This window comes from Streptomyces sp. NPDC006193, from assembly GCF_040613915.1.
In the GTDB taxonomy this organism is placed as follows: Bacteria; Actinomycetota; Actinomycetes; order Streptomycetales; family Streptomycetaceae; genus Streptomyces.
Genome location: NZ_JBEXTB010000005.1, coordinates 1 through 15,649, shown reverse-complemented (window position 1 = coordinate 15,649; position 15,649 = coordinate 1). Strand labels below are relative to the sequence as shown.

The following is a 15,649-nucleotide window of genomic DNA, read 5'->3' as shown; positions in this document are numbered from 1 at the left end:
CGCCGGAACGCCCGGACTCCCCGGGGCGCCCGGGCCGGCCGGTGCTCTCGTCGCCGGTCCGGGGCACCGCGGTGTCCCCGGTGCGGCGGGCCGGTTCGCGGTTCGTCGGCCTCGCGGCGGGGTCGGTCCTTCCTCTGCGCGGCTCGGCGGCCGTGTCCTCACGGCCCCCCGGGTTCCCGGGCCTTTCAGCCGGCAGCGGCCTTTCCGGTGCCACGCCTTCGTTCCGCTGCTGCGGCTGCGGCTCGTCGCTCATGTCGTGCACGGACTCCTGTTTCGCGTCGTACGTTCCCGTACGCCTCGTACGCTTCTGCGCCCCCTGGTTGAAGACTCTCGCACCCGGCGTTCCGTTCCCGGATCCCGGCACGCTTCCGGCCGGAAAACGCATGGCCGGCCGCCGGCCTCCGCCACTAGGCTCCTGCGCTTCGGTGCGAGCGGTCCGAGGAGGTCGACTGGCGTGGGCGCGGGACGGTTGTACGCGGCCGTCGCGGCAGGGGGATTCAGACGGTACGCGACCTATCGGGCCGCCACTGCGGCAGGGGTGTTCACGAACACCGCCTTCGGGCTGATCTTCGTCTATTCATATCGCGCGCTGTGGGAGCAGAAGCCGCATCTCGGCGGGTACGACCAGGCGCAGGCCGTGACGTACGTCTGGCTCGGGCAGGCGTTCCTGTCGACCCTCGCGATCGGGGGCGGCGGCGTCGAGAACGAGTTGATCGAGCGCATCCGTACGGGGGACGTCGTCATCGACCTGTACCGGCCGGCCGACCTGCAGCTGTGGTGGCTGGCGGCCGACCTGGGCCGGGCCTGCTTCCAGCTGCTCGGCCGGGGACTCTTCCCGTTCCTGTTCGGCGCGCTGTGCTTCCCGGCGTACCTGCCGTCCGACGCCGGCACCTGGGCGGCGTTCGGCGTGGCCGTGCTGCTCGCGATGCTGGTCGGCTTCGGCATCCGGTACCTGGTGGCGCTGAGCGCGTTCTGGCTGCTGGACGGCACCGGGGTGATGCAGATGGCCTGGCTCCTCGGCTACTTCTGCTCGGGGATGCTGCTGCCGCTGAACGTGTTCCCCGGCACGCTCGGGGAGGTGGTGCGGGCCCTGCCGTGGTCGTCGCTGCTGCAGGCGCCGGCGGACATCCTGCTCGGGCACGGCGATCCGGCGTCCGTCCACCTCTTCCAGGCGGCGTGGGCGGCGGCGCTGCTGGGCGCCGGTCGGCTGGTGCAGTCGGCGGCGGCACGCCGGGTGGTGGTGCAGGGTGGCTGAGCCGCGGGCGGCACGGGCGGCCGAGGGGGCGCGGGCGCACCGGCCGGCCGAGGGCGTGCGGGCGTACCGGCTGGTGGCGGGCCTGCGGACGTACCGGCTGGTGGCGGGGATGTGGGTGCGGTCCACGATGGCGTACCGCGCGTCCTTCGTCATGACCACGTTCGGCACCTTCGCGGCGACGTTCTTCGACTTCGTCGCGATCATGCTGATGTTCTCCCGGGTGGACGCGCTCGGCGGCTACACGCTGCCGGAGGTGGCGTTCCTGTACGGGCTGTCCGCGACCTCCTTCGGGCTGGCGGACCTGGTGATCGGGTCGATGGACCGGCTGGGGCGGCGGGTGCGGGACGGCACGCTGGACACGCTGCTGGTGCGGCCGGCGCCGGTGCTGGCGCAGGTGGCGGCCGACCGGTTCGCGCTGCGGCGGCTGGGCCGGGTGACACAGGGGGCGCTGGTGCTGGGCTGGTCGCTGACCCGGCTGGACGTCGACTGGACGGCGGCCAGGCTGCTGCTGATGCCGGTGGCGCTGGTGAGCGGGTTCGGGATCTTCGCCGCGGTGTTCGTGGCGGGGGCGGCGTTCCAGTTCGTGGCGCAGGACGCCTCGGAGGTGCAGAACGCCTTCACCTACGGCGGCACGGCGCTGCTGCAGTACCCGCCGACGGTCTTCGCGGAGGAGCTGGTGCGCGGGGTGACGTTCGTGCTGCCGCTGGCCTTCGTCAACTGGCTGCCGGCGAGCTACCTGCTGGGGCGGCCGTATCCGCTGGACCTGCCCCCGGGGGCCGCGTTCGCCCCGCCGCTGGTGGCGGTGGCGTGCTGGGTGCCGGCCGGGCTTGCCTGGCGGGCGGGACTTCGTTCGTACCGCGGCACAGGGAGCTAGCGTGGGCGACTTCATCGCACTGGACCGGGTCGAGAAGGTCTTCGAGGTGCGCAGGAGGACCGGGTTCCTCAGGCGGGAGCGGCGCGAGGTGCGGGCGGTGGACGGGATCTCGTTCACCGTGGCGCGCGGGGAGATGGTCGGGTACATCGGGCCGAACGGCGCCGGCAAGTCGACGACGATCAAGATGCTGACCGGCATCCTGACGCCGAGTGCCGGACGGCTGCGGGTGGCGGGCATCGATCCCGCGCGGGAGCGGACGCGGCTGGCGCAGCGGATCGGGGTGGTGTTCGGGCAGCGGACCACCCTGTGGTGGGACCTGCCCCTGATCGACTCCTACCGGCTCGCGCACCGCATGTACCGCATCCCGGACGCCCGTTACCGGCAGAACCTGGACCGCCTGGTGGAACTGCTGGAGCTGGGCGCCCTGCTGGACGTGCCGGTGCGGCAGCTGTCGCTGGGACAGCGCATGCGCGGGGACATCGCGGCGGCGCTGCTGCACGACCCGCAGGTGCTGTACCTGGACGAGCCGACGATCGGCCTGGACGTCGTGTCGAAGGCCAAGGTGCGGGGCTTCCTGCGCGAGTTGAACGCCGAGCACGGCACGACCGTGCTGCTGACCACGCACGACCTGCAGGACATCGAGCAGTTGTGCTCCCGGGTGATGGTGATCGACCACGGCCGGCTGGTGTACGACGGCCCGCTCGCGGGGCTGCACGAGGCCGGGCAGAGCGAACGGACCCTCGTGGTGGACCTGGCGGGGGAGCTGCCGCCGGTGGAGGTGGCGGCGGCGCGGGTGGTGAGGGTCGAGGGGCCGCGGCAGTGGCTGGCGTTCCCGGCGGGGCAGTCGGCGGCGCCGCTGGTCGCGGAGCTGGCGGCCCGTTATCCGCTGGTCGACCTGTCGGTGCGGGAGCCGGACATCGAGGCCGTCATCGCCAGGATGTACGCCGAGAAGGCGGTCTCGTAGGCTGCTGCCATGAGCGACGACGCAGCCCCGGACCTCCGGGCGTCCGACGCCGACCGCGAGCGGGTCGCCGAGGTCCTGCGGGACGCCCTGGCCGAGGGGCGGCTCGACATGGAGGAGTTCGAGCAGCGGCTGGAGGCGGCCTGGACGGCGCGGACGTACGGCGAGCTGGCGCCGCTGACCCGCGACCTGCCGGCGGCCGGCGGGGCGGCCCCCGCGCCCGTCTCCTTCGCCAAGGCGCCGGACAACGGGGGCTGGGGGAGCCGGATCACCGGGCGCGCCGGGTCCTCGACGGGCGCGGTGGCGATCCTGTCGGGGTTCCAGCGCAAGGGCCGCTGGACGGTGCCGAAGCGGTTCAGCTGCCTCGCTCTCATGGGCGGCGGCGAGATCGACCTCAGGGACGCGGACTTCGCGGACCGCGAGGTCGAGATCCACTGCGTGGCCGTGATGGGCGGGGTGCAGATCGTGGTGCCGCCGGGGGTGGAGGTCGTGGTCCGCGGCGTCGGGGTGATGGGCGCCTTCGAGCATCCGCGGGAGGACGGTCCGCCCGAGCCGGGGGCGCCGCGGGTGGTCGTCGGCGGGTTCGCGTTCTGGGGCGGGGTCGGCGTGGAGCGCAAGCTCCCGCGCGCGCAGCGGCAGCGGCTGAAGGAGCAGCGCCGCCGGGAGAGGCTCGAACGCAGGGAGGCCCGGCACGAGCTGCACCGGGCGCGGGAGCGGCGGGACGGCGAACCCTGAGCGACCCGCCGCGACCCGCCGCGGAAGCCCGGGGCGCGCGGGACCGCCCGGCTGCGCGGGGCCGCCACGACCGGCCGGCATCCGGACGACGGCTGAGCGCAGCCGGCGCGCCGGGGCCGGGGGGCCGCCCGGATTCCTCCGGTGGCCCGGTTACGAGGTGCAGACCTTGGTGAGCTCGCCGGCCGCGTCCGTGACGGGGCTGACGTCCGGGGTCTCGTCGCCGTTCCGGATCGCCGAGCGGACGTTGTCGAGGGCCTTGTCCAGGTGGTCGACGGCCTGGTCGACGTCGGCGTCGTCCGTCTTGGCGTCGATCTCGCGCAGGCTCTTCTCGATGGAGTCGAGCGAGGCGTCGGCCCGGGCGGGGTCGTCGGCGGCGTTCTGCACGGCCTGCTGGAGATCGGTCACGCTGTCGGCGATGGCGTCGGCGGTCTGTACGCAGTCCAGGGCCTTGTCCACGGCGTCGCAGCCGGTGGTGAGGCCGGCGGCGAGCGCCGCGGCGGCCACGGCGGCGGCGATGGCGGTGACGCGGCCCCGGCGTGGGCGTCGGCTGGCGGACATGGTGGGTTCCCCTCCCCTGGGACGGACGGCCGGGCGCACGCCCGGTGGGCCGTGCGCCCGTACCCACAGGGACGCCGCAGGGGCGCAGTGGGTTGCCCCGGGCGCGGCGACGGTCCCGCGGCGGCCGCCGTGTGCGTCACTGCCCGCCGGTCACGGTCCTGGCCAGTGCCTCCTGCTGGAGCACGGCCAGCTCCCTGCAGCCGGTGACGGCGAGGTCGAGCAGGGCGTCGAGCTCCTCGCGCGCGAACGGCTGGGCCTCGGCGGTGCCCTGGACCTCGACGAAGCGTCCGTCGCCGGTGCAGACGACGTTCATGTCGGTCTCGGCGCGCACGTCCTCCTCGTAGCAGAGGTCGAGCAGCGGCACGCCGTCGACGATGCCGACGGAGACGGCGCTGACGGTGCCGGTGAGCGGCTGCCGGCCCGCCCGGACGAGCTTCCTGCCCTGGGCCCAGGCGACGGCGTCGGCCAGCGCGACGTACGCGCCGGTGATCGCGGCCGTGCGCGTGCCGCCGTCGGCCTGCAGGACGTCGCAGTCGAGGACGACGGTGTTCTCGCCGAGCGCCTTGTAGTCGATGACGGCCCGCAGAGAACGGCCGATGAGCCGGGAGATCTCGTGGGTACGGCCGCCGATCCTGCCCTTGACCGACTCGCGGTCGCCGCGGGTGTTGGTGGCGCGGGGCAGCATGGCGTACTCCGCGGTGACCCAGCCCTCGCCGCTGCCCTTGCGCCAGCGCGGGACCCCCTCGGTGACGGAGGCGGTGCAGAGGACCTTGGTGTCGCCGAAGGAGACGAGGACGGAGCCCTCGGCGTGCTTGCTCCATCCCCGTTCGATGGTGACCGGGCGGAGCTGTTCGGGGGTACGGCCGTCGATGCGAGACATGCGGCCGAGCCTATCCGCACACGCGCAAGGGGCCTCTCCCGCGTCGGGAGAAGCCCCTCGAGGGTGAGCCGCCTCCGGCGGCGCACCGGGTCCGGCGGCCGCCGGGCCCCCGGTGGACCGGGGGTCACATCATGTCTTCGATCTCCGCCGCGATCGGGTCGGCGTCGGTGCCGATGACGACCTGGATGGCGGTGCCCATCTTCACGACGCCGTGGGCGCCTGCGGCCTTCAGGGCGGCCTCGTCGACGAGCGAGGCGTCGGACACCTCGGTGCGCAGCCGGGTGATGCAGCCCTCGATCTCCTCGATGTTGTCGATGCCGCCGAGCCCGGCGACAATCTTCTCAGCCTTGCTGGCCATGTTCCTTCTCCCTGATCCGAACCGCTTTGTCGCAGTAACCCACAGTTGGCCCATCTTTGCGAGCGGTCATGCCGTCCGTGCCGGACGATGGCGGCCACGACAGCGGAACCGTCCCCGCCGACTGGTCTACACCACCGTGGGTGAGGTCGCCAAACCGCGCCGTCCGCGCCCTGCTCAGGGGCCCCGGGCGGATGCCTCGGGCCGCCCGTCGGCGCGACCGGGAGCTCCGCGCCGCCGCCTGAGCACAGGGGGTTACCGGGGGTCACGACCACGCTCGCGCGGGGTGCTCCGGGGGGCCGTCGCGGGCCCGCGGGGCGGGCACTGGGCGTAGTGTCCCGGTAGCGAATCTGGCGGTTCCTTACGCCGCCTTCATCGTGCTACAACAGGTCTACACCACTGAGTGGTGTAGACCACCACCGATGGAGGAAGTATGAGCACCGCCACCGACACGGCGGCCCCCGCGAAGAAGCGGGGATCCGGGCTGCTGCAAGGCCTGCAGAAGGTCGGCCGCAGCCTCCAGCTCCCGATCGCCGTGCTGCCGGCGGCGGGCATCCTGATGCGCCTCGGCCAGCCCGACGTCCAGGAGAAGCTGCACCTCCCGGCGGACGTCGCCAAGGTCTTCGCGGGGGCCGGCGGCGTCCTGTTCGACAGCTCGTTCGGCCTGCCCCTGCTGTTCTGCATAGGCGTGGCGATCGGCTTCGCGAAGAAGGCCGACGGCTCCACGGCACTGGCCGCCGTGGTCGCCTTCCTGACCTACTACGCGGTGATCCACCAGTTCCCCGTCAAGGACGGGCACGAGGGCGCCACCTACACCCCCGTCGCTCCCTTCGGCGGATACTGGCAGAAGGGCCACGAGGCCGCACAGGCCGCCACCTTCCAGAACCCCGGTGTGCTCGGCGGCATCATCATAGGCCTGCTGACCGCGGTGATCTGGCAGCGCTACCACCGCAAGAAGCTCGTGGACTGGCTCGGCTTCTTCAACGGCCGCCGGCTGGTGCCGATCATCACCGCCGTCGTCGGCGCCGCCCTCGGTGTCCTGGTGGTCCTCGGCTGGCAGCCCATCGGTGACGTGATCACCGACTTCGGCGAGTGGATGACCGGACTCGGCTCCGTCGGCGCGGCCCTGTTCGGCCTCATCAACCGCGCGCTGATCCCGATCGGCATGCACCAGTTCGTCAACTCCGTGGCCTGGTTCCAGATCGGCGACTTCACCAACTCCGCCGGCACCACCTTCCACGGCGACCTGCCCCGCTTCTTCGCGGGCGACCCGCACGCGGGCATGTTCATGACCGGCTTCTTCCCGATCATGATGTTCGGTCTGCCGGCCGCGGCCCTGGCCATCGCCCACTGCGCGCGCCCCGAGCGCCGCAAGGCCGTCCTCGGCATGATGACCTCGCTCGCCCTGACCTCGTTCGTCACCGGCGTGACCGAGCCGATCGAGTTCTCCTTCATGTTCATCGCCCCGCTGCTGTACGCGATCCACGCGGTCCTCACGGCGGTGTCCATGGCCCTCACCTGGGCGCTGGGCATGCACATGGGCTTCAGCTTCTCGGCCGGTCTCACCGACGTCGTCATCAACTGGGGCATCTCCACGAAGCCCTGGCTGCTGATCCCGGTCGGCCTGGTCTTCGCCGCCGTCTACTACGTGGTCTTCCGCTTCGCCATCACCAAGTTCGACCTGCCCACCCCGGGCCGTGAGCCCGAGGAGGAGGTGGAGGACCTCACCAAGGCGTGAGGCCGGCCGCCACGGCGCACACGAGGGCCCCCGGAGCCGCTGCTCCGGGGGCCCTGTCCGTGCGCGGGGCGGCTCAGATCTCGTAGGCGGCCCGCGGGACCGCCAGCTCCACCGGACCGCCGAACACCTCGCGGGCGTCGCGCAGGTTGACCTCGGGGTCGGTCCACGGCGGGATGTGGGTGAGGACCAGACGGCGCGCGCCCGCGCGGGCCGCCGTCTCCCCCGCCTCGCGGCCGTTGAGGTGCAGGTCGGGGATGCTCTCCTTGCCGTGCGTGAACGCGGCCTCGCACAGGAACAGGTCGGCGTCCCTGGCCAGCTCGTCCAGCGCCTCGGTGACGCCCGTGTCGCCGGAGTACGTCAGGGACTTCCCGCCGTGCTCGATCCGGATGCCGTACGCCTCCACCGGGTGGCGGACCCGCTCGGTGTGGACGGTGAACGGGCCGATCTCGAACGTGGACGGCTTGACCGTGTGGAAGTCGAAGACCTCGCTCATGGAGGAGGCGGAGGGGGTGTCCGCGTAGGCCGTGGTCAGGCGGTGTTCGGTGCCCTCCGGGCCGTAGACCGGCAGGGGGGCGCACCGGCCGCCGTCGTGCCGGTAGTAGCGCGCCACGAAGTACGCGCACATGTCGATGCAGTGGTCGGCGTGCAGGTGGCTGAGGAAGATCGCGTCGAGGTCGTAGAGACCGCAGTGGCGCTGCAGCTCGCCGAGGGCGCCGTTGCCCATGTCGAGAAGCAGCCGGAAGCCGTCGGCCTCGACGAGGTAGCTCGAGCAGGCCGATTCCGCGGACGGGAACGACCCCGAGCAGCCGACGACGGTGAGCTTCATGAAGCAGAAACCTCCGTTGGCGGGAAACCGGTGGGCGGGACGGGGAGGCCACTCAGGATGAGGGCTGACGGGGGTCGTGCGGTTTGTCGAGCGTAAGGCGCGAAAGCGCGGGTCGCTCCTCCGCCCGGGGCCGTTGTGGGGGAACTCACCTGTGCTGTCACCGGTTCGGCTGGACCCGGGGCGCACGAGGATCACAGCAGGCGCGCGGTGGACGACGCGCGCCGGTGACGTCGTCGTGCGGACACGACCCGGTGGGCCGGCGCGCGGGCGGATGTCCCCCTCGGGGACCGGAGCGGGACCAGGGACCCGCACTGCCCGGTGCTGCCCGTGCGCGGCGAGCGCGGCGGGGTGATCCCCCCTGGGACCGGGGGCGGCGCCTCCCGGGCCGGGGCCCGGAGCACACCCGCTAGCGCACCCGGACGGTGACCGTCCAGTCCTGGACGGCCCCGCACGACGCCCGGCCCGGTGCGGTGGGCTCGGCGCACCGCGGGCGGGACGAGGTGAGCGTCACCGTGCCGGCGGCCACCGCCCGGTACGCGGCCGTGGCGTCGCCCGGCCGCAGGACGAGGCCCGCGTCGACGGCCGCCAGCGCCGTGCCGCTCGCGGCGACCGGCTTCCAGGGGCGGGCCCGGGTGCCGTCCAGGGTCAGCCGCACCTCGCCGTCCCGGCTCACGCAGACGGTGCGCCCGTCGTCGGCGGCCGTCAGCTCCGCGCGGGCGGTGCAGCCGCCCGCGGACCCGGCGGGCGACGGCGTCACCCAGCGGGGCGGGGCCGGCGCCGCGCCGCCGCTGCCGGCGCCCTCCCGGGAGCCGCAGCCCGCGAGGAGCAGCGCCGCCGCGGCGAGGGCGAGGGGCGTCGTACGGCGCATGGGGTCCGCCTTTCCGTCGGGGCCGTCACCGGTGTGACGTGCCGCCGGGGCGGACGGATCCACCGCTACGCCCAGAGCTGGCCCCGCAGCGTCTCGATGGCCTCCTGCGTGGTGGCCGCCGTGTAGACGCCGGTGGAGAGGTACTTCCAGCCGCCGTCGGCCACGATGAAGACGATGTCGGCGGACTCCCCCGCCTTGACCGCCTTGCGGCCGACGCCGATCGCCGCGTGCAGGGCGGCGCCGGTGGAGACGCCCGCGAAGATGCCCTCCTGCTGGAGGAGTTCACGGGTGCGGGTGACCGCGTCGGCCGAGCCGACCGAGAAGCGGGTGGTGAGGACGGAGGCGTCGTACAGCTCCGGCACGAAGCCCTCGTCCAGGTTCCTGAGGCCGTAGACCAGGTCGTCGTAGCGCGGCTCGGCCGCGACGATCTTCACGTCCGGCTTGTGCTCGCGCAGGTAGCGGCCGACGCCCATGAGGGTGCCGGTCGTGCCGAGGCCGGCCACGAAATGGGTCACCGAGGGCAGGTCGGCCAGGATCTCGGGGCCGGTCGTGGCGTAGTGGGCGCCCGCGTTGTCCGGGTTGCCGTACTGGTAGAGCATCACCCAGTCGGGGTGCTCCGCGGCCAGTTCCTTGGCCACCCGCACGGCGGTGTTGGAGCCGCCCGCGGCCGGCGAGGAGACGATCTCGGCGCCCCACATGCCGAGCAGGTCCCGCCGCTCCTGCGAGGTGTTCTCCGGCATCACGCACACCATCCGGTAGCCCTTGAGCCTGGCCGCCATGGCGAGGGAGATGCCGGTGTTGCCGGAGGTGGGCTCGAGGATCGTGCAGCCCGGGGTCAGCCGGCCGTCCTTCTCCGCCTGCTCGATCATGTGCAGGGCGGGCCGGTCCTTGACCGAGCCGGTGGGGTTGCGGTCCTCCAGCTTGGCCCAGATCCGCACGTCCGGGGACGGCGACAGCCGCGGCAGGCGCACCAGGGGGGTGTTGCCCACCGCGGCCAGCGGGGAGTCGTAGCGCATCGCTGCGGACGGCCGATCAGCGCATGCCGCCGGCCACGGCCGGCAGGATGGTCACGTTGTCGCCGTCGGACAGCTTGGTGTTGATGCCGTCCAGGAAGCGGACGTCCTCGTCGTTCAGGTAGACGTTGACGAAGCGGCGCAGCTGGTCGCCGTCCACGATCCGGGCCTGGATGCCCGCGTGCCGGGTCTCGAGGTCGGCGAACAGCTCGGCGAGGGTGGCCCCGGTGCCTTCGACCGCCTTCCGGCCGTCGGTGTAGGTGCGGAGGATGGTGGGGATGCGGACCTCGATGGCCATGGCTCAGGGCTCCTGTCGGGAGGTGTCGTCGGGTCGGGGGGCGCGCGGGGTCCCCAGGCTTCTCGGCACCGGGGTGGGGAGCGCCGCGGCTCACGGCCGCGCGGCGGCGGGGAACGTCAACAGAGGGCGCTGTTCAGCCTGCACAGGTCGACGTGCAGCCGCGCCACGAGCAGCGTGCCCGGCGCCTTGTCGCTCACGTCGTTCAGAACCATGCGCTCATCGTATCGATTCCCCGTCCGGGTCCTGGAATGTGATTCCGCATGACGGACGGATGCCAACCACCAGTTGAGATCAGTACGCGTCCACGACCTTGACCTCCTCCTCGGTGACCTCGCCGTCGAGGATGCGGAAGGAGCGGAACTGGAACTCGCCGAGGCCGTCGGCGTCGGCCGTGGACACCAGGACGTAGTGGGCGCCGGGCTCGTTGGCGTAGGAGATGTCCGTGCGGGAGGGGTAGGCCTCGGTCGCGGTGTGGGAGTGATAGATGATCACCGGCTCCTCGTCGCGGTCGTCCAGCTCGCGGTAGAGCTTCAGCAGGTCCTGCGAGTCGAACTCGTAGAAGGTGGGCGAGCGGGCCGCGTTGAGCATCGGGATGAACCGCTCGGGGCGGCCGGAGCCCGCCGGTCCGGCGACCACGCCGCACGCCTCGTCGGGGTGGTCCTCGCGCGCGTGGGCGACGATCTGGTCGTACAGGGCCTGGGTGAGGGTCAGCATGGGGGCCAGGATAAGCAGAGGGGCCGTCCCGTACCGCAGAACGGTACGGGACGGCCCGCATGGTGGACGTCCTGAGCGGCGGCGGCCGGGGGCCCCACGAGTGCCCCCGGCCGCCGGACGTCCGTGGGAGGGGTCAGCCCACGTTCTCCAGCTCCGGCTCCCGCCGGTCCGCGATCTCCGGCGTGCGGGACTTCAGGACCATCCAGCCGACGCCCAGGGCGACCGCCCAGACCGCCATCACGTACAGGCAGACGCGGGAGTCCGCATCGTACGCGATCAGACCGGTGACGAAGAGCAGGAAGGCGATGGCGACGTAGGAGCACTTCGCGCCGCCCGGCGCCGGGAAGGCGCTGGCGGGCAGCCGGCCCGCGTCGACCGCGCGGCGGTACAGGACGTGGCTGACGAGGATCATCAGCCAGGTCCAGATGCCGGCCGCGGTGGCGACGGAGGTGACGTAGCCGAAGGCCTTCTCCGGGACGATGTAGTTGAGGATCACGCCGATGCCCATGAAGGCGACGGAGACCGTGATGCCGAGGGCGGGCGTCTTGGACGACGACAGCCGGGAGAAGACCCGCGGGGCCTCGCCGTTGTCGGCGAGGGTGCGCAGCATGCGGCCGGTGGAGTACATGCCCGAGTTGCAGGACGACAGGGCCGCGGTGAGCACCACGAAGTTGACGATGCCGGCGCCGGCCGGGATGCCGATGACCGCGAACGCCTTCACGAAGGGGCTCACGCCCTCGGCGAACTGGGTCCACTTCACCACGCACAGGATGACGGTGAGCGCGCCGACGTAGAACAGCGCGATGCGCCAGGGCAGGGTGTTGATCGCCTTGGGGAGGGTCTTCTCCGGGTCCTCGGACTCGCCCGCGGTGACGCCGACCAGCTCGACGGCGAGGTAGGCGAACATCACGCCCTGGAGCGTCATCAGCGAGGAGCCGATGCCCTTGGGGAAGAAGCCGTCGAACTGCCAGAGGTTGGCGACGGCGGCCGTGTCGCCGGCCTGGCTGAAGCCGAAGGTCAGCACGCCCAGGCCGATGACGATCATGCCGATGAGGGCGGTCACCTTGACCATCGAGAACCAGAACTCGATCTCGCCGAACAGCTTCACCGAGATCAGGTTGGCCACGAACAGGATCACCAGGAACACCAGCGCCGTCACCCATTGCGGGACGGCCGGGAACCAGTAGTTGACGTAGATCGCGGCGGCCGTCAGCTCGGCCATGCCGGTCACGACCCACATCAGCCAGTAGGTCCAGCCGGTGAAGTAGCCGAAGAACGGACCGAGGAACTCGCGGGAGTACTCCGCGAAGGAACCGGAGACCGGGCGGTACAGCAGCAGCTCGCCCAGGGCCCGCATGATGAAGAAGATGATCACGCCCGCGAGGGCGTACATCAGGATCAGGCTGGGACCGGCCTTGGCGATGTTCGCCCCGGCTCCCAGGAACAGACCGACGCCGATGGCGCCGCCGATCGCGATCATCTGCACCTGACGGCTGCCGAGCCCGCGCTCGTACCCTTCTTCAGGGGCTGTGGTGACCTTCTCAGAGGTCATGAATGGTGCGCCTTTCTCCATGCCGACCCGGGCCTTTCGTCGGCCTCGGATCGGGTTTCGATCCCCCCGGATTGATGGAGCTGTTGCCTGGCCGACGGTCGTCGGCTCGGTGGCGCACCCGGTGAACATGGGTGGTGTTCGCCGGGCGGTCGTGAAGATTTATCACGGCCGCAACACTGATCACGAGAGGGGTGTGGGGCGCATCACACGGCGAAAACCGGACAAAGAACGCCCTAATGCGGCAAAAACGTCCACAGCGGTAATAGGATCGTTATCCGCGATGGAGCGTCCGCTGAGCGGACGCACGCGACAGTCGACTTCAGGCCATGAGGGTGTCGACGAGGGTCTCCTGGAGACCGCCCAGCCACAGATAGGCCAGCACCATCGGCTTGCGCGGATCCGTGTCCGGCAGCCGGTGGAGCGCGTCGGCGTCGTCCTCGTCGGCGATCTCCAGGCGGGCGCCGATCGCCAGCCGGAGGTCGTTGAGGGCCCCGAGCCACTGCCGGGACTGCTGCGGGGACAGTTCGAGCACCGCCCCGCCGTCGCCGGCCGGGGTGAGCGCGTCCAGGGAGCGGATCACCGCGAGCGCGTTCTCCCGCTTGCCGGCCCGCAGGTCGTTCTCCGTGTAGCGGCGGAACTCGGAGGAGTGCGCCCGCCGCCGCTCGGCCTCGGCCGGCGAGGCCGGTTCCTCCTCCGGGTCGCTGTAGGCGTCCGGGAAGAGCCTGCGCAGCACCGGGTCGGCCGGCGGCTCGCTCGGCCCCTCGGCGAACAGCTCGGCGAGCGGGTCGTCGCAGGCGCCGGGGCCGGGGCCGATCAGTTCCAGCAGCTGGACGGCCAGCGACCGGATGATGGAGATCTCGACGTCGTCGAGCGCGACGGCCGCGCCGCCGCCGGGGAGCGGTTCGAAGTGTCCGGGCATGTGGGTTCGGTGGCTACTTCCGGTCCTGCTGGAGGGTGGCCCACAGACCGTAGCCGTGCATCGCCTGCACGTCGCGCTCCATCTCCTCGCGGCTCCCGCTGGAGACGACCGCCCGGCCCTTGTGGTGGACGTCGAGCATGAGTTTGGTGGCCTTGTCCTTGGAGTAGCCGAAGTACGTCTGGAAAACGTACGTCACATAGCTCATGAGGTTGACCGGGTCGTTGTGGACGATCGTGACCCAGGGGAGGTCGGGCTCGGGTACGGCGAAGACATCCTCCGCCGACTCGGTGCGTTCGATCTCTACGGGCGCGGGTGACGTCACACAGCCCATGCTGCCACGGCGCCGATAAATCGTCACACCGACGAAAAGGGAGTACGATCATCGTCATGAACACAGCGGACCTTGGGCTGCCGGTGGACGTTCCCTCGACGGCGCTCTTCACGGACCAGTACGAGCTGACGATGCTGCAGGCCGCCCTGAAGGCCGGCACGGCGGATCGGCGCAGCGTGTTCGAGGTCTTCACCCGGCGGCTGCCGGACGGGCGCCGCTACGGCGTGGTGGCCGGCACCGGCCGGGTCCTGGACGCGGTGGAGAACTTCCGCTTCGACGCCGGCGTCCTCGGCTTCCTGCGCGAGCGCAGGATCGTCGACGAGGAGACCCTGAAGTGGCTCGCCGACTACCGCTTCAGCGGGGACGTCTGGGGCTACCCCGAGGGCGAGGTGTACTTCCCGGGCTCGCCGATCATGCGGGTCGAGGGCACCTTCGGCGAGTGCGTGCTCCTGGAGACCGTCATCCTGTCCATCCTCAACCACGACTCGGCCATCGCGGCCGCCGCCTCCCGCATGGCCTCCGCGGCCGGTGACCGCCCGCTGATCGAGATGGGCGCCCGGCGCACCCACGAACTGGCCGCCGTGGCCGCCTCCCGCGCCGCGTACGTCGGCGGCTTCGCCACCACCTCCGACCTGGCGGCCGGCTTCCGCTACGGCATCCCGACCGTCGGCACCTCCGCCCACGCCTTCACCCTGCTCCACGACCGCGAACGCGACGCCTTCCAGGCCCAGGTCGACAGCCTCGGCAGGGGCACGACCCTGCTGGTGGACACCTACGACGTCACCGAGGCGGTCCGCACGGCGGTGGAGGTGGCCGGCCCCGAGCTGGGCGCGGTCCGCATCGACTCCGGCGACCTGCTGCTGGTGGCCCACCGGGTGCGGCAGCAGCTGGACGAGCTGGGCGCCACCGGAACCAAGATCATCGTCACCTCGGACCTGGACGAGTACGCCATCGCCTCGCTGGCCGCCGCGCCCGTGGACGCGTACGGCGTCGGCACCCAGCTGGTCACCGGCTCCGGCCACCCGACCGCGTCCATGGTCTACAAGCTGGTCGCCCGCGCCGAGAGCGCCGACCCGAGGGCGCCGCTGGCGCCGGTCGCGAAGAAGTCCACCGGCGGCAAGACCTCCGTCGGCGGGCGCAAGTGGGCGGCGCGCCGGGTGGACGCCGAGGGGACCGCGGAGGCCGAGGTCGTCGGCACCGGGCCGGTCCCGGCCGAGCTGGCCGACCGGCAGCTGCTGGTGCAGCTGATCAAGGGCGGCGAGGTGATCGCCCGCGAGCCGCTGGACGTACCGCGCGACCGCCACATCGCCGCCCGCGCCGGACTGCCCCTGTCCGCCACCCAGCTGTCCAGGGGTGAACCCGTCATTCCGACGGAGTACGTCCACGGGCGCTCGGGTAGCTAGAGCGGGACCGTCCTCCGCCCCTCGACGCCCCCTCCCGCAGCAGCCCGGAATTGCCTAGGCTCAGTTACTTCACTCTCAGTCGAAGGACACCCACCATGCGCCGCGCCTTGATCGTCGTAGACGTGCAGAACGACTTCTGCGAGGGGGGCAGCCTCGCGGTGGCCGGCGGCGCCGACGTGGCCGCCGCCGTCACCGAGCTGATCGGCCAGGCGGCGGGCACCGGCTACCGCCACGTGGTGGCCACCCGCGACCACCACATCGCGCCCGGCGGCCATTTCGCCGACGACCCCGACTACGTCCGCTCCTGGCCCGCGCACTGCGTCGCGGGCACCGAGGGCGTGGGCTTCCACCCGAACTTCGCCCCCGCCG

The 15,649-nt window shown here is 72.1% G+C and carries 19 protein-coding genes; 7 read left to right on the top strand and 12 right to left on the bottom strand.

Translation table 11 applies throughout. From position 1 onward, the window contains the following. Positions 1–454: 454 nt before the first annotated feature. The 4 genes from ABZ261_RS07185 to ABZ261_RS07170 are packed head-to-tail and all read left to right on the top strand — an operon-like array spanning position 455 to position 3,825. Positions 455–1,255, top strand: a complete 801-nt coding sequence (locus ABZ261_RS07185) for an ABC-2 family transporter protein (protein ID WP_356856201.1) — start codon at positions 455–457, stop codon at positions 1,253–1,255. Positions 1,256–1,310: 55 nt separating this feature from the next. After that, positions 1,311–2,129, top strand: a complete 819-nt coding sequence (locus ABZ261_RS07180; RefSeq protein ID WP_356856681.1) for an ABC transporter permease — start codon at positions 1,311–1,313, stop codon at positions 2,127–2,129. Position 2,130: 1 nt separating this feature from the next. Further along, positions 2,131–3,093, top strand: a complete 963-nt coding sequence (locus ABZ261_RS07175) for an ATP-binding cassette domain-containing protein (protein ID WP_356856199.1) — start codon at positions 2,131–2,133, stop codon at positions 3,091–3,093. A gap of 9 nt (positions 3,094–3,102) precedes the next feature. After that, entirely contained in the window at positions 3,103–3,825 is a 723-nt protein-coding gene (locus tag ABZ261_RS07170; protein ID WP_356856197.1) for a DUF1707 domain-containing protein, read from the top strand. Positions 3,826–3,975: 150 nt separating this feature from the next. Here the strand turns inward: ABZ261_RS07170 and ABZ261_RS07165 are convergent, their stop codons facing one another. From ABZ261_RS07165 to ABZ261_RS07155, 3 genes are all read right to left on the bottom strand, one after another. Next, entirely contained in the window at positions 3,976–4,383 is a 408-nt protein-coding gene (locus ABZ261_RS07165; protein ID WP_356856195.1) for a hypothetical protein, read from the bottom strand. 136 nt (positions 4,384–4,519) lie between these two features. Further along, complete coding sequence (rph, locus tag ABZ261_RS07160; protein ID WP_356856194.1) at positions 4,520–5,263, bottom strand: ribonuclease PH; 744 nt, start codon at positions 5,261–5,263, stop codon at positions 4,520–4,522. Positions 5,264–5,387: 124 nt separating this feature from the next. Then, complete coding sequence (locus ABZ261_RS07155; RefSeq protein WP_030610403.1) at positions 5,388–5,621, bottom strand: PTS glucose/sucrose transporter subunit IIB; 234 nt, start codon at positions 5,619–5,621, stop codon at positions 5,388–5,390. Between the two features lie 430 nt (positions 5,622–6,051). On the opposite strand from ABZ261_RS07155, the gene ABZ261_RS07150 reads away from it, so the two are divergent. Continuing rightward, on the top strand, positions 6,052–7,356 hold the full coding sequence (locus ABZ261_RS07150; protein ID WP_356856192.1) for a PTS transporter subunit EIIC: 1,305 nt from the start codon (positions 6,052–6,054) through the stop codon (positions 7,354–7,356). Positions 7,357–7,429: 73 nt separating this feature from the next. On the opposite strand, the gene ABZ261_RS07145 is transcribed toward ABZ261_RS07150, so the two are convergent. From ABZ261_RS07145 to clpS, 9 genes are all read right to left on the bottom strand, one after another. Then, positions 7,430–8,182, bottom strand: coding sequence for an MBL fold metallo-hydrolase (locus ABZ261_RS07145; protein WP_356856190.1), 753 nt, complete (start codon positions 8,180–8,182; stop codon positions 7,430–7,432). A 406-nt stretch (positions 8,183–8,588) separates the two neighbouring features. After that, positions 8,589–9,050, bottom strand: a complete 462-nt coding sequence (locus ABZ261_RS07140; RefSeq protein WP_356856188.1) for a hypothetical protein — start codon at positions 9,048–9,050, stop codon at positions 8,589–8,591. 65 nt (positions 9,051–9,115) lie between these two features. Continuing rightward, the gene (locus ABZ261_RS07135; RefSeq protein ID WP_356856186.1) at positions 9,116–10,066 is read right to left on the bottom strand and encodes a cysteine synthase; all 951 of its coding nucleotides are present in this window, start codon (positions 10,064–10,066) and stop codon (positions 9,116–9,118) included. A 16-nt stretch (positions 10,067–10,082) separates the two neighbouring features. Continuing rightward, a complete protein-coding gene (locus ABZ261_RS07130) occupies positions 10,083–10,361 on the bottom strand; it encodes a MoaD/ThiS family protein (RefSeq protein WP_356856184.1) in 279 nt (92 codons plus the stop codon). Positions 10,362–10,477: 116 nt separating this feature from the next. After that, positions 10,478–10,573, bottom strand: coding sequence for a putative leader peptide (locus ABZ261_RS07125; protein WP_356856182.1), 96 nt, complete (start codon positions 10,571–10,573; stop codon positions 10,478–10,480). A gap of 79 nt (positions 10,574–10,652) precedes the next feature. After that, positions 10,653–11,075, bottom strand: a complete 423-nt coding sequence (locus ABZ261_RS07120; protein WP_356856180.1) for a M67 family metallopeptidase — start codon at positions 11,073–11,075, stop codon at positions 10,653–10,655. Between the two features lie 133 nt (positions 11,076–11,208). After that, a complete protein-coding gene (locus ABZ261_RS07115; RefSeq protein WP_356856178.1) occupies positions 11,209–12,627 on the bottom strand; it encodes an amino acid permease in 1,419 nt (472 codons plus the stop codon). 319 nt (positions 12,628–12,946) lie between these two features. Continuing rightward, a complete protein-coding gene (locus tag ABZ261_RS07110) occupies positions 12,947–13,546 on the bottom strand; it encodes a DUF2017 domain-containing protein (protein ID WP_356856176.1) in 600 nt (199 codons plus the stop codon). Positions 13,547–13,559: 13 nt separating this feature from the next. Beyond that, on the bottom strand, positions 13,560–13,877 hold the full coding sequence (gene clpS / locus ABZ261_RS07105) for an ATP-dependent Clp protease adapter ClpS (RefSeq protein ID WP_356856174.1): 318 nt from the start codon (positions 13,875–13,877) through the stop codon (positions 13,560–13,562). A gap of 56 nt (positions 13,878–13,933) precedes the next feature. Between clpS and ABZ261_RS07100 the strand changes: the two genes are divergently transcribed. Both ABZ261_RS07100 and ABZ261_RS07095 read left to right on the top strand, forming a co-directional pair. After that, a complete protein-coding gene (locus tag ABZ261_RS07100; RefSeq protein ID WP_356856172.1) occupies positions 13,934–15,280 on the top strand; it encodes a nicotinate phosphoribosyltransferase in 1,347 nt (448 codons plus the stop codon). A gap of 95 nt (positions 15,281–15,375) precedes the next feature. Beyond that, a partial coding sequence (locus ABZ261_RS07095; protein WP_356856170.1) for an isochorismatase family protein occupies positions 15,376–15,649 on the top strand: 274 nt, incomplete at its 3' end.

Coding starts and splice junctions, on each gene's coding strand:
- ABZ261_RS07170 (WP_356856197.1), top strand. CDS start 3,103: ATGAGCGACGACGCAGCCCCGGACCTCCGGGCGTCCGACGCCGACCGC.
- ABZ261_RS07165 (WP_356856195.1), bottom strand. CDS start 4,383: ATGTCCGCCAGCCGACGCCCACGCCGGGGCCGCGTCACCGCCATCGCC.
- rph (WP_356856194.1), bottom strand. CDS start 5,263: ATGTCTCGCATCGACGGCCGTACCCCCGAACAGCTCCGCCCGGTCACC.
- ABZ261_RS07155 (WP_030610403.1), bottom strand. CDS start 5,621: ATGGCCAGCAAGGCTGAGAAGATTGTCGCCGGGCTCGGCGGCATCGAC.
- ABZ261_RS07150 (WP_356856192.1), top strand. CDS start 6,052: ATGAGCACCGCCACCGACACGGCGGCCCCCGCGAAGAAGCGGGGATCC.
- ABZ261_RS07145 (WP_356856190.1), bottom strand. CDS start 8,182: ATGAAGCTCACCGTCGTCGGCTGCTCGGGGTCGTTCCCGTCCGCGGAA.
- ABZ261_RS07140 (WP_356856188.1), bottom strand. CDS start 9,050: ATGCGCCGTACGACGCCCCTCGCCCTCGCCGCGGCGGCGCTGCTCCTC.
- ABZ261_RS07135 (WP_356856186.1), bottom strand. CDS start 10,066: ATGCGCTACGACTCCCCGCTGGCCGCGGTGGGCAACACCCCCCTGGTG.
- ABZ261_RS07130 (WP_356856184.1), bottom strand. CDS start 10,361: ATGGCCATCGAGGTCCGCATCCCCACCATCCTCCGCACCTACACCGAC.
- ABZ261_RS07125 (WP_356856182.1), bottom strand. CDS start 10,573: ATGGTTCTGAACGACGTGAGCGACAAGGCGCCGGGCACGCTGCTCGTG.
- ABZ261_RS07120 (WP_356856180.1), bottom strand. CDS start 11,075: ATGCTGACCCTCACCCAGGCCCTGTACGACCAGATCGTCGCCCACGCG.
- ABZ261_RS07115 (WP_356856178.1), bottom strand. CDS start 12,627: ATGACCTCTGAGAAGGTCACCACAGCCCCTGAAGAAGGGTACGAGCGC.
- ABZ261_RS07110 (WP_356856176.1), bottom strand. CDS start 13,546: ATGCCCGGACACTTCGAACCGCTCCCCGGCGGCGGCGCGGCCGTCGCG.
- clpS (WP_356856174.1), bottom strand. CDS start 13,877: ATGGGCTGTGTGACGTCACCCGCGCCCGTAGAGATCGAACGCACCGAG.
- ABZ261_RS07100 (WP_356856172.1), top strand. CDS start 13,934: ATGAACACAGCGGACCTTGGGCTGCCGGTGGACGTTCCCTCGACGGCG.